The 13,275-nt window shown below is 44.4% G+C and carries 11 protein-coding genes; 7 read left to right on the top strand and 4 right to left on the bottom strand.

All coding sequences use genetic code 11. The annotated features are described in order from the left end of the window. Window position 1: 1 nt before the first annotated feature. From R2X38_RS05875 to R2X38_RS05865, 3 genes are read right to left on the bottom strand one after another with little or no spacing between them, the layout of a single operon-like run. On the bottom strand, window positions 2-1,057 hold the full coding sequence (locus tag R2X38_RS05875) for an MlaD family protein (RefSeq protein WP_317521242.1): 1,056 nt from the start codon (window positions 1,055-1,057) through the stop codon (window positions 2-4). Further along, the gene (locus R2X38_RS05870; protein WP_317521241.1) at window positions 1,050-1,844 is read right to left on the bottom strand and encodes an ABC transporter ATP-binding protein; all 795 of its coding nucleotides are present in this window, start codon (window positions 1,842-1,844) and stop codon (window positions 1,050-1,052) included. The genes R2X38_RS05875 and R2X38_RS05870 overlap by 8 nt, the downstream gene beginning before the upstream one ends. A gap of 10 nt (window positions 1,845-1,854) precedes the next feature. After that, complete coding sequence (locus tag R2X38_RS05865) at window positions 1,855-2,943, bottom strand: ABC transporter permease (RefSeq protein ID WP_317521240.1); 1,089 nt, start codon at window positions 2,941-2,943, stop codon at window positions 1,855-1,857. Window positions 2,944-3,385: 442 nt separating this feature from the next. Between R2X38_RS05865 and R2X38_RS05860 the strand changes: the two genes are divergently transcribed. The 7 genes from R2X38_RS05860 (at window position 3,386) to R2X38_RS05830 (ending at window position 12,741) form a co-directional block, all read left to right on the top strand. After that, window positions 3,386-5,149 carry an ABC transporter ATP-binding protein gene (locus R2X38_RS05860; RefSeq protein WP_317521239.1) on the top strand — a complete coding sequence of 588 codons (1,764 nt, stop codon included), beginning with the start codon at window positions 3,386-3,388 and terminating at the stop codon, window positions 5,147-5,149. Continuing rightward, window positions 5,143-6,927, top strand: coding sequence for an ABC transporter ATP-binding protein (locus R2X38_RS05855; RefSeq protein WP_317521238.1), 1,785 nt, complete (start codon window positions 5,143-5,145; stop codon window positions 6,925-6,927). Before R2X38_RS05860 ends, R2X38_RS05855 begins: the two co-directional genes overlap by 7 nt. 159 nt (window positions 6,928-7,086) lie before the next feature. Next, window positions 7,087-7,524, top strand: a complete 438-nt coding sequence (locus R2X38_RS05850) for an ATP-dependent zinc protease (RefSeq protein WP_317521236.1) — start codon at window positions 7,087-7,089, stop codon at window positions 7,522-7,524. A 188-nt stretch (window positions 7,525-7,712) separates the two neighbouring features. After that, window positions 7,713-8,588 (top strand): hypothetical protein, encoded by an 876-nt coding sequence (locus tag R2X38_RS05845; RefSeq protein ID WP_317521235.1) that lies wholly within the window; start codon window positions 7,713-7,715, stop codon window positions 8,586-8,588. Window positions 8,589-8,766: 178 nt separating this feature from the next. After that, window positions 8,767-9,237 (top strand): Dps family protein, encoded by a 471-nt coding sequence (locus tag R2X38_RS05840; RefSeq protein ID WP_317521234.1) that lies wholly within the window; start codon window positions 8,767-8,769, stop codon window positions 9,235-9,237. 116 nt (window positions 9,238-9,353) lie between these two features. After that, a complete protein-coding gene (gene katG, locus R2X38_RS05835) occupies window positions 9,354-11,525 on the top strand; it encodes a catalase/peroxidase HPI (protein ID WP_317521233.1) in 2,172 nt (723 codons plus the stop codon). Between the two features lie 301 nt (window positions 11,526-11,826). Beyond that, a complete protein-coding gene (locus tag R2X38_RS05830) occupies window positions 11,827-12,741 on the top strand; it encodes a DUF2971 domain-containing protein (protein WP_317521232.1) in 915 nt (304 codons plus the stop codon). A gap of 117 nt (window positions 12,742-12,858) precedes the next feature. Here the strand turns inward: R2X38_RS05830 and R2X38_RS05825 are convergent, their stop codons facing one another. Further along, on the bottom strand, window positions 12,859-13,248 hold the full coding sequence (locus R2X38_RS05825) for a DUF4345 domain-containing protein (RefSeq protein ID WP_317521231.1): 390 nt from the start codon (window positions 13,246-13,248) through the stop codon (window positions 12,859-12,861). Window positions 13,249-13,275 lie beyond the last annotated feature (27 nt).

The following is a 13,275-nucleotide window of genomic DNA, read 5'->3' as shown; positions in this document are numbered from 1 at the left end:
ATTAGTTTCCTCCATCAAGATTAATTTTTTCAGGTGCATTGCTGAAAATGATTGAGGATGGGTTGTTTTTGGTCGTGTCTGAAAACTCTTTCAAATTCTCTGCTGTGATCGAGAGGTTTTTGATCATCTGGTACAAGTCATATTGATTATCAGTCAAAATAGCATCTGAGCGTTTAATTAGATCATCAAGGTTTACCAAAATCTTGTTAACATCACCGTTTTTCGCCAGCATTACATCAAACTGATTGAGTATTTTATACAGCGACACAATACTTTTTTGGATGTTTGGGTTTGAAAGTAATCTATCCAGATCTTCACTTGCCAAATTTAAATTATCAAATGTATCATCCAACTTACTGTTAAGAACCACTTTTTTAATATTTGACGTTATATCATTGGCACTCAGTAATAATGTCACTACTTCCTCAGAAATAGACTCTGTGTCAACATCAGATAACTTTTCGTTCGCCGTAGTCAGCAGCAAGTTTAAGTTCTGGCCTAGATTGGCAATCTCTGCATCATCCAGACTAGCGAGTAAATTTTGGATCCCGGCAATAATTCTGCCTGTAGAGCTTTTGGCCGATGGAACGTAAATATTTTCTGGCTGCCAATCAAAATCTAGTGTTTCACTCTGAGATTGACTTATATAGTCTAAAGATAAATATTGCTGCCCTGTTATACCAGCAATTTGTGTCTGCACTCTTAAGCCTCTCTGTATAAATGTATCGAAATGCCTTTCCCAATCACGAACAGTTTTTTTATCACCCAATATCTCAGCTTTTACGACAACATAAGTCACTCTTTTTTCATGTGGTACATCATACTCATAGACAGTACTAGAAGACTCTATCGAAATCACTTCACCCAGAGGGATCCCTCGATAACTAACCATTGAACCAATTTCAAGGCCAGAGACGGAATTATCAAAGTATGTTTCAAAAATCAATTTAGGCTTAAAGAATGAACGGCCACCTAGAGTAAGGAAAACCGCAAACAGTAAAATCAATGAAATCGTTACAAACAAGCCTAGACGAAAATGTTTTTTAGAGTCATCCATAGCGCTTACTCTTTTGTTCATGATCTGAAATGCGATTAAAGAACTGCCTGACCCTAGGATCCGGACTTTTGTCACGGAGTTCAGCGGGTGAACCTTCTGCAATAATGGATTTGGCTTTAGGATCTAACATAATGGCCCTATCGGCCACTTCAAATATGCTTTGAAGCTCATGTGTGACAATAATAAAGGTGCATCCAAGGTTCTTTCGTAATTGAAGAATAGCCTGGTCAAGGTTTGCAGATGTAATAGGATCCAACCCTGCTGAGGGTTCATCTAGCATTAGGATGTTTGCTCCCAAAGCCATAGCACGTGCAATCCCAACCCTTTTTATCATCCCTCCAGACAATTCATTCGGCATCAAAGCTTCTGCATGTCCCATCTCCAGTAAATCAAGCAATATCCTGGCAATTAAATTTTTTTCATCAAGCCCAATATCGGTAAACTCATCCAGAGGAAAACGTACATTTTCAATCACGTTTAATGATCCAAACAACGCACCACTTTGATACATTACACCCAGCTGTCTCTGAATGTTTGACTTTTCGTTGTTTTTCGCATGGACAATACTACGGTTGTTTATCAAAATATCACCAGATTTAGGAGGATATAATCCAATCAGGTGTTTCATCAAGCTCGATTTACCGCAACCAGAACCACCCAATATAACCAATATCTCGCCCTGTTCCACGTTAAAGCTGGTATTTTCCAATAAGATTTTTGTTCCATATCCCATAGTGAGGTTTTGTACGCTGATGGCATAGTTTCTATTTGATTTACCCACGATCATCCCAGCCCCTTCAACTCGTCAATACAGCAAAAAAGCCATCAACAATCACGATCCATATTATGCTACTCACAACAGCACTGGTGGCAGACAAACCGACAGCGGAAGCCCCCACTCCAGTAGTAAGCCCCCGCTCGCAGCCAATTGCGGCGACGATAAAAGCAAAAGTAAACGCTTTAATTAATCCAAGGCTAAAATCCCATGCGGCCAATGAATTAATTAACTGTTGGTAAAACTGGACAAAACCAATATTGAATTTCAACAGCACGATAGCCCCACCGATGACCCCGATGATGTCAGCCATTACTGTTAGTAGTGGTAAAACCATCAAGGAAGCGAGTAACCGGGGCAGGACCAAAAAGCTTATAGGATCAATACCAAACGTATAAAGGGCATTTATCTCTTCATTAATTTTCTTAGTGCCTATCTCAGCCGCGAAAGCAGCACCAGTACGCCCAGCAAATATGATAGCGGTCATCAAAGGTCCCAGTTCCCTGAACATGGATATGCCTATTCCATCCACTACAAATAGGACGGCACCGAACTGCTGTGCGACAAGGCCAATCTCAAAAGCAATTATCACCCCCATCAAGAAGCCGATAAGCAATACAATTGGGATAGCATTGGCACCCGCTTGCGTGGCAATAGATAGCAACTCTATCCATCTGATTTTCTCCTTGCCAACAACCGCTCTTGAAAGAGATTTAATACATCTAGCAAGAAAGTGAAACATAATACTTGTATAGACAAGCTGTTCATTTGTTGCCTTACCAATTCCTTCTATAAATGAAGACAATGTGGAACGAGATGCTGGCTTTTCTTTTGGTTGTATATCCTTGTTAGGTATCAGTAATTGAAGGCTAGCACTCAGGTTCTCTATCGTGATAGCTGCATTTTCATCGCGTTGGCGATGACGGAGATCATATAAGAAAGCAATCCCCGTATTGTCTATAAAAGTTAACTTACTTGCATTTATTTTTATTTTTGATGCCGGATTCTCATTTATAATTTTATTTGTAGAGTGCCATAACTCTGCAACAGAGCTAGATGTTATCCTTTCGTCCAAATCGACTTCAATGATGGGAGGTTTAGCCGATCGCATGGATATTGACACTCCAAACCGATAAAAAATAAATAGTTAACCAATTATAGCAACTATAAATTTTAACGATATAAATCCCTGTCTCATATACACGAATCAGTAATAAGCTTTACTTAATTAATATTCAAAATAGATATAAATCCAAAGCGAATAGACCTATTTTCTTTATTCTAATTATTTGATCACTTCAGATCTGATGCTATTTCAACGTAATGCGTGTACACTTAGCAATCCTTCAGCGACAACAAACCCAGGTTGAAATATCATTCTGTATAGAGCACTAAGAACAGCAAAAAACACCTCGTACTACTCTCGTAGCACAGGCCGTAATAGAATAGCTGTAACATTTTGGGGACTTTTTACGATCTCTATAAAGCCAGCACTGCATTGTTGTTTGCACTTTCCAAGGCATCCTCGATAACTCCATGAAAGAAAAAGCTTCATGACTAAAACACAATTTTTTTCTCACTTTCTGCGTATGAATCGCAAGTCATATATACTGGCGATTATTTTCATATTCCTTGTTAACTGGCTCCAAGTCGAAATCCCGCGCTATATTCAGTTGGCGATTGACCTGATTGATAGCCACTCACCCAACAGTCACCAGCAACTGACAACCTATGTGGGCACGGTGGTATTCATGGCGATCGCCATGGTTGTGGTTCGTATTTGGTCACGCATGCATGCGCTTAACCCAGGCCGAATTACCGAGGCTGCCCTCAAAAATATTCTGCTGCAGAAGTTGAACCGCTTACCACATAGCTTTCATAGCCAGTTTGCTTCAGGCAAACTCATCTCAATCATTAACAATGATTTGAATGGCATCCGCCTCCTGTTTGGTCTCGGCTTTCTACAGTTTTTCAACGTATTACTTGCACTTTCGCTTACGCCTTTGTGGATGTGGCGCATTTCGCCCGAACTGACACTCTATTCGGTTGTGCCTATCGTTATCGCCTTCGTGATTTTCCGTATCGGTTTCAAACGTATGAAGTCACTGCATATGGAACACATGCGTAGGCTGCAAAACCTTTCAGCCCAGTTGATGAGTTACTTGTCCGGTATTGATCTCATCAAGAGCGAGCAGATGTCTCCTTGGGTAAAAGATGAAGTTGAAAAATTGAACCAGCAACTGCTGCAATGCCGCATGAAAATCACCCGTATTCAGGTGTTTTTCATGCCGGTACTGGATTACGCCAACAACCTCATGAAGATTTTGATCCTCGGGCTTGGCGGCTACATGTTAATGAACCAGCAGCTTACCCTTGGTGAAATAACCGCTTTTCTTAGCTATTCGGTGTTGCTGGCGATGCCGCTGATGCAACTAGGCCGAATCGCCACCATCTATCAGCGGGGCATGGTGGGCATAGAAAGCGTGCAAACCATCCTTAATGCTGAAGTCCCAGAGCAAGATCAAACACCTCTGGCGCAAATTGATCTTGATGCCTTACAGGCACGAACATTTTCAGTCCGTAACCTGAGCTTCAGCTACCCTGATGATGAAACCCTGGTTTTAGATAACGTGAGCTTCGATATCCCCCCAGGAAAAAAAGTCGGTGTACTAGGTAGCATAGGAGCCGGTAAAACCACCTTGGTCAATTGCCTCAACCATCATTTGGATGTTCCTGCAGGCAGCGTTTTCCTCGGCGATAAAGATATCACGACTTTTTCCCGCTCTGACTTGCGCCGGTATATCAAAACGGTAACCCAAGACCCATATCTGTTCTCGGCAACAGTAGAGGACAACATTCGTTTCGGCAGCTTCGCCCCGGACATTGCGAAATCACAAGTCGATGAAGTGTTGTCACTCAGCCAGCTAGCCAGTGATGTTGAGCGTTTTGAAAATGGTGACCAAACGCTGGTCGGCGAAAAAGGGATCATGCTCTCCGGCGGTCAGAAACAACGATTGAGCATTGCCCGGGCCCTTCTCGAGCCGTCTGATTTGATCATCTTGGATAATGTTTTGTCAGCGGTTGATTACGATACAGAGCGTAAAATTTTGGAAGGTCTATTTGAACGCTTGCAGAACCAATCCGTGCTGGTTGTCTCCCACCGCGTTAATGCCCTGGAATATATGGACGAAATCATTGTGCTGAGTGAAGGCAAAATCATCGCCAAAGGTGATCACGTCACCCTGCTGCAAACTTGCCCTTACTATTTTGAGACCTGGAAACTGCAACAGAACGAAACGGAGGCAACAGCATGCTAAAGGGCATTGACGTTAAATACTTAAAGCACTTTTTCAAGTTTGCCAAGAAATATAAAGGCTCTGCCATCCTTGGTGTTTCCATGTTGCCGCTTACCGTCGCGACCAGTTTGTTGTTCCCTTGGCTGATTATCCAGGTGATTGATAGGCATCTCGCACAGGAAAGTACCAACGGTATGTGGCTGTATATTGCCGCCCTGCTTGTGGTACTGATCGTCGACTACATTGTTGACACCACCTACTCCTACAACCTGCGCAAAACGGGCCAGTACACCATTACGGATATGCGTTCAGTGCTCGTTGACCGCGTATTGAGACTGCCTCGCAGCTATTTTGATAACACACCCAACGGTGTGACGCTGTCTCGCCTCACCAGTGATCTTGAAACCATCGGTGAGACATTCATCCAGTCCGTGGTTGGGCTGGTTCGGGATAGCCTCAATACCATCGCCCTATTGATCATGATGCTATTTATCGATTGGCAGCTAACCCTAATTGTATTGGTTATCATGCCTCCGGTGATGTACCTGACGGTATATGTCCGCAACCGCCTGCGAGCACTGCACTTGACCACCCGTTCTTCATTGGCCCGTGGTATCGGCTACTTGCAAGAAGTGATTTTGGGCGTCAAAACCGTTCAGCTATACCGTGCCGAAGAAGCCGTCGAGCAAAAATACAAAGGCTATACCGATGAGTTTTTAAAAGCGCAGAAGAAGGTGAATAAATACGATGCCGTATTGTTTTCATTCATTTCGGGTATTACCTCTATCACAGTAGCACTGATGATTTGGTATGGCTCTGGGCAAGTCTTGGAGGCATCACTGACACTGGGTGTGCTGATTGCCTTTATCAACACGCTGGAGAAAGTGTTTGTGCCGATCCGCGATTTCACCTCGCAAATCGCCTCGATCCAAAGCTCATTTGCCGCGTTCGATCATATTGAAGAACTATTCGTCGAGCCTATCGAAGAAGAAGGCCGTGATTTACAGCCGGCACACAAAGTGGAAAAACAGCTTAAAGAGTTTGTCAGCCTTGAGTTCCGAAATGTCAGCTTCCGTTACAAAGATGACGCCCCATACGTGCTAAAAAACGTGTCCTTTGTTTTGGAAAAAGGCCATCAAATCGCATTGGTAGGCTCAACCGGTTCAGGTAAGTCAACGATCATGCGTTTAATCTCGAAAACCTACCAGGATTACGAAGGCAGCATCCTTTTAAATGGCATCGAGCTCTCTGAAATCTCCATCGATGACTCGGCCCATTTGTTCTCGTTGATGATGCAGGATGTCCACCTGTTTGAAGAGACGATCCATTTCAATATCGCCTTGGGTAAAGAAGATATCTCTCGCGAACAAGTTGAGCAGGCTTCACGCTATGTGTATGCCAATAGCTTTATCGAGCAACTGCCACAAGGCTATGACTTCCGGTTAGATAAAAACGGCTCTAACCTTTCCGTTGGCCAGACCCAGTTAATCTCCTTTGCCCGTGCAGTGGCGCAAGGCGGTCAAGTAATGATGCTCGATGAGGCCACCAGCTCGGTCGACTCTATCACTGAAGATCTGATCCAAAAAGCCATGCAGCGCTTATTCAAGGAAAAGACCGTGATCGCCATTGCCCACCGACTTAGCACAGTGCGCCATTCGGATATGATACTGGTTCTGGAAAAAGGTGAGATTGTTGAACGGGGTGACCACCAGCAGCTTGTCGACCTAAACGGTATCTACGCAGGATTGCTCAATGACTCGGCTTTAGAGGATACCCACCAAGAACTTGCGGAGTCTTGATCAATGAATAAGGGCCATGTCTTTTGCTTAAGATATCTCTTCAAGTGAGCTATCTATGATATCCGCCTCGCAGTTAACAAACAAAAGCACATATTCACATCAGCTATACTTTTTTGAACGTCTAAGCTTATTTTTTCAACATTTAAAAGGTAGTTGGCTTTGAATAATAAAGGTAAGATCATTGTTGGATGGCGAGAATGGGTTAGCCTACCTCAACTTGGTATTGAAAGAATCAAGGCAAAAGTTGATACAGGTGCTCGAACTTCCTGTTTGCACACTTTTTCCATAGAAGAGTTCAGGAAAAACAACCAACTTTGGTTGCGCTTCTGGGTCCACCCAATTCAATCAAATGATGACATTGTTATTCAATGTGAAGCGCCAGTGCTGGATCAACGCTTGGTCAAGGACTCAGGTGGTCATCAAACCCAACGTTATGTGATCAGCACTGAGCTAGTTGCTGGCGACCTCTCTTTCCCCATAGAGATGACCCTCACCCCAAGGGATAATATGAAATTTCGCATGTTGCTTGGCCGCACCTCATTATATTCTCGCATGGTGGTCGATCCGGCAAAATCATACTTGCTAGGTAAGGACTAACCCGTTTGTGACAATGACTCGTTCAGAAAGGCAAACAGCAGTAGGAGGCGCAAACGCTTGGGATTAAATGCCACTGGGGTGGGTTTGCATGGATAAATGTTCAGGTGTTTTTAAAAGGAGTTATCTGATCCCTGTTTAGGAGCGTGGCGTTTATACTTGTAGTGTCTTCAAGCACCCCGGGAGAAGCTATGTTTGATTCATCTTCATGGGAAAAAGGCCATCACTCGGCTTACTTGAGTAAGGATGCTAAACAGGGAAGACAGCGTCAACTTTACCTCAAAGATCCATACGCATTGTATCTATCGCATGCCGCCCAACAGCTAGAGAGAGGTGAAGGCGATGATTTAATTTCTCTCACTGACCCTCGACGAACTGCCAGCTCTTTCGTTCACTGGCCAGATTTATTGTCGTTTGATATTGCTTATTGGAACGATCAGCAAGCACCGATCATGCAACTAGGTCGGAACCAGGGTCAATTTACAGCTCAACAAAACACCCCAAGTTATATCCCCACTCCCCCTGATGCCTATATCAATGAGTTTAGAGGTGAATGGATAAGGCTTTACTACCATGACCATTTTGTTTACGGCAACCTCTACAGTGCCCTCCATTACATCATTAATAGGGCTCTGGTTGCGGTCAAAACATGGTTAGATAGAAGGTTTCCTTTCCAGTTACAAAGAGATAGCCAACAACTCCCTCACAACGCTGACGAAAACCGAGCCTATCATAAAGAGAATCATTTTAGCGATGAATTAGTGAAATCATACTTTCTCAGCCACTACTCTGACTGGATAAATGCCCACTTCTTCGAGTTAACAGTCGAGTTAAACCATCACCTTAACCATCAAACTCCAGCGACATACGTCATTGAATATGAGAATGCTAAAGGGCTTCCTTGTGTCGATTTTGTGTGCAAAAACCAACATGCTCTGAGACTGATACGCCCTGCCCATTTTGTTGAAGATATGCAACACATGATTGGTGATGTTCGATACCTGGAATCTAAGGTACAAGAGTTAGCAGCAAAAATTGAAAACGAGATCCACGCCTTGGGTTGGTAATTAGTATTTCGAATGGTTGTTCAAACCAAAATGCTCCACCCGAGCAATCTAAAAAAGCGAATATGATGATAGTTCTTTTCGTTTTTACAAACATGCAATTGTCACCAATACTTTAGCTGTAATTCCCATGACCAATTTCAGATAGTAGTCAATTTTATACTCTACTTAAGGAGCGACTGTGACCCAAATTGACATTGGCATAGATAGCGAAAGCAGACTCAAAACAGCTGAAGGCCTTAAGAAATTACTGGCTGATTCTTATACGCTATATTTGCAATCTCACAATTTCCATTGGAATGTGCAAGGACAGCATTTCAGAGATCTACACCTGATGTTTGAAGAACATTACACCGAGCTGGCAACCGCTGTAGATGAAATTGCTGAGCGTATTCGTACTCTAGACGTAGCAGCCCCGGGGACGTTTCAAGAGTTTGCACGTCTTAGCGCAGTAAAAGAAGTCGATGGCGTCCCCTGCTCTTCCGAAATGGTGGACATCCTCACAAAAGGCCATGAGCAAGTTGTCAAAACCGCTCGCGAGGTACTTAAATTGGCTCAAGCGGCAGATGATGAGTCGAGTGCCGCGCTAATTTCAGATCGCATGCGTATTCATGAAAAAACTGCTTGGATGCTGAGAACGCTTCAGAAGTGATGTGTTGAAACCCAGTTCAAGTTTTAGACAAAAAATGAAAATACACCATTTGTAACATTACACCGCATTTGTCTCATTAAATTGCACGTGGAATTCACTGGAATAGGAGAATAAATATGCCGCAGGATAAATCGAATACCGCGGGAAAATGTCCTTTTGTGCATGGTTCTATGACCACCAATGATCGTACGGAAATTGACTGGTGGCCCAAGTCACTCAACCTAGATATTCTTCATCAGCACGATACAAAAACAAACCCTTTAGGTGACTTTAATTACCGGGAAGAAGTCCAGAAACTTGATTTTGCAGCTCTCAAACAAGACCTTATCGCTCTGATGACTGACAGTCAAGAGTGGTGGCCTGCGGACTGGGGGCATTACGGTGGATTGATGATACGCATGTCATGGCACGCTGCGGGTACGTATCGTATTGCCGATGGCCGAGGCGGTGCCGGTACCGGTAACCTTAGATTTGCCCCTCTCAACTCCTGGCCAGACAATACCAACTTGGACAAAGCAAGACGGATATTATGGCCGATTAAAAAGAAATACGGCAATCGCCTCAGCTGGGCAGATCTGCTGGCGTATGCTGGTACCATTGCCTACGAGTCTATGGGGCTCAAAACCTTTGGCTTTGGATTTGGGCGTGAAGACATCTGGCACCCTGAGAAAGACATCTATTGGGGCTCGGAAAAAGAATGGCTGGCGCCAACGAATAACCCAGAAAGCCGCTGGTCAGGTGAAAGGGATTTGGAAAACCCGCTTGCCGCCGTCATGATGGGGTTAATTTATGTTAACCCGGAAGGTGTTGACGGTAACCCGGACCCTCAAAAAACAGCCCATGATGTTCGCGTCACGTTTGCTCGTATGGCAATGAACGACGAAGAAACCGTGGCGCTGACTGCCGGTGGGCATACGGTGGGTAAAGCTCACGGTAATGGCGACGCTTCACTGCTCGGCCCTGAGCCTGAAGGCGGCGAAATTCACGATCAAGCCCTGGGCTGGTTGAATAAAGACAAGCGCGGTGTCGGCGCCGATACTGTAACCAGTGGCCTAGAGGGAGCATGGACAACTAACCCAACGCAATGGGACAACGGCTATTTTGAATTGCTGCTAAACCATGAGTGGGAGTTGAAAAAGAGCCCAGCAGGTGCGTGGCAATGGGAGCCTGTTGACATTAAAGAGGAAGATAAACCGGTTGATGCCGAAAACCCCTCAGTGCGTCATAACCCGATAATGACAGACGCTGATATGGCAATGAAGGTTGATCCTGAATACCGCAAGATATCAGAACGGTTTTATAACGATCCTGCCTACTTCTCAGAAGTCTTTGCTCGTGCATGGTTTAAGCTTACCCACCGGGATATGGGGCCAAGAGCACGTTACATTGGGCCCGATGTTCCGTCAGAAGATCTCATTTGGCAAGACCCTGTACCAACAGGGAGCACTAGCTATGATGTGGATGCAGTAAAAGCGAAAATCACATCAAGTGGCCTGTCGGTCAGCGACATGGTTTCCACCGCGTGGGACAGCGCCCGTACATTCCGCGGCTCTGATAACCGTGGCGGGGCAAATGGCGCGCGGATCCGTTTAGCCCCACAGAAGGACTGGGAAGGTAATGAGCCTGAACGCTTATCGCGGGTGCTATCAGTTCTAAGTGGCATCGCTCAGGAGTCTGGAGCGAGTATTGCTGATGTGATCGTATTGGCAGGTAATGTCGGCGTTGAACAGGCTGCTAAGGCAGCAGGCTTCAATGTTGCTGTTCCATTCTCTCCAGGTAGGGGCGACGCCAGCGCAGACAACACAGATGAGGAGTCCTTTGAAGTATTGGAGCCCCTGCATGATGGTTACCGTAACTGGTTGAAACAAGAGTATCTCGTTACCCCTGAAGAAATGCTGTTGGATCGTACCCAGTTAATGGGGTTAACCGCTGCAGAAATGACAGTCCTAGTCGGTGGGATGCGTGTGCTTGGTACAAACCATGGCGGCACGCAGCATGGTGTCTTTACTGACAACGTGGGTCAGTTGACTAACGACTTTTTCGTGAATCTGACTGATATGAATTACACCTGGGAACCTGCTGGCAGTAATCTCTATGAGATTCGTAACCGCCAATCAGGCCAAGTGGCTTGGACCGCAACCAGAGTCGACTTAGTGTTTGGTTCAAACTCAATCTTGAGAGCTTATTCAGAACTCTATGCCCAAGATGATAACAAAGAGAAGTTTGTAAACGACTTTGTTGCAGCCTGGGCCAAGGTCATGAATGCTGATAGGTTTGATCTGAAATAAGCCAGCGATTCGACTTAAAGTGGAAAGATGTAAGTATCCCCACAACGTAAAGCCTCTGGGATTCCAGAGGCTTTAACTTGAAAATGATACCTTACAATCCAATCATTTCTCTTCATCGAAACCAAAGAAAAGCACCTTTCACTAGATACTTCCCAATGAGGTAAATATAGCTCTAGTTATTTGTCATAAGAAGGTTTGAAATTTTAGCTGCCGTTAACATTTTCCAATGATTTAATTTGACCAAATTTTGCGGGTACGAGTAATGTTTAATTAACACATAACAATAAAGTAGGCGCTAATTGTGGATGGGAATACGCTATTTCATTACACCTCAACGGACGGGCTACTGGGCGTTATGCTCAACAAAGAGATATGGTTTACCGATTACCAGTTCTTGAACGACAAAGGGGAATTCAAAAAAGCGCTGCATGCCCTGACAGGGCGGCTTAAAGACTCAGAGTACAGTCAATGCAGTAAAAACCTGGAAGTACTCCTACATCAAATCGAAACCCAGCACTCCATGTGTGTCTGCTCTTTTTCCGGTACCAGTGATTCCCTAACCCAGTGGCGCTTTTACGGTGATGACTGCCGCGGGAGCTGTATTGGCTTTAGGTCTGATGTACTGAAAAACAATACCAGTGATAGTCCTTCACTAACTTGTTCTGCTCACTATTTTAGCGGAACGCTGATGCTAAGTGAGACCTTCAAGTGCAGCTATGACCCACTCCATCACTATATTGAGGAGACCATTAGCCTGTTCAAAGAACTGTTCGATTTCTTGAACACTAAGGATATACCCAATGAACATGAGCAACGAAATACGCTAGAAGCCTTGGCGCCACATTACAAATCCTCGCTATTTTCCTTGCTCAAAACCCTGTTTGCCTGGAAGCATCATGACTTCATAAACGAAGATGAATCACGCGCCATTGCACTGGTGCCGCTGAGTGAACTGAGCTATCGCGTTAACCGAAACCTTATCACGCCCTATTACAAGCGTACCTTGGAAGATGTCTTTTCCATGGAGTCGATCAAAGTCATCATTCTCGGGGCGAAATCCGACAAAAGGAACTCACTGGCTATCTCTAGCTTGACCTCGCAATACGGCGAGCAAGCCTTGCTATGGGGTGCCAACGCCAGAGAGTTATCTGAAATAAGGCCTGAAACCTATGAAGATGTCGGGCAATGTGCAAGGCACAAGACCCAATATAATTGAAAGCAGCCCTCCAGAACCTATCAAAAACGCCTCTCACGATGAGAGGCTTTACACTTATTACAACTGAACCATAAAGGACTTATCGAGCGGAATACGGACCGAATTAAGCATGACTTACTATCTTATTTCTCGGCTCTCTTGTTTAATCATTTTTATTCCGACAATACCAAATCCAAGCTCCAAGAAGAGATAGACAACCAATAACCAATGCGGTATTCCATCGATAATCAAACTGCCTACTCGGCCTACTGCCAATCCCAGCATAAATATAACTAGGCTGTATAACGCGTGAAGCTTGTACTTTTTGGTAAAAGCACCCAGCAGCCAGAACAAAGCCAAAGCCATATACAGCCCCATAATGGCTCGGAATATATGAGCAACGTTGGTTGGGGTCGCATCGACATCAAACAGGTAACGGATTGATACCGCTGGAGAAACACCATATGAGAGTGCAATCGGCGTTAGTCCGCATGCCGCAACCAGTAAAAAGATACTTTGTGGTTTCATAGTGTTTTTGAGTTAATTTAACAATGT

Source organism: Photobacterium rosenbergii (assembly GCF_033022775.1).
Lineage (GTDB): Bacteria > Pseudomonadota > Gammaproteobacteria > Enterobacterales > Vibrionaceae > Photobacterium > Photobacterium rosenbergii_A.
The sequence above is the reverse complement of the archived record's forward strand: the minus strand, read 5'-3'. Positions and strand labels throughout refer to the sequence as shown.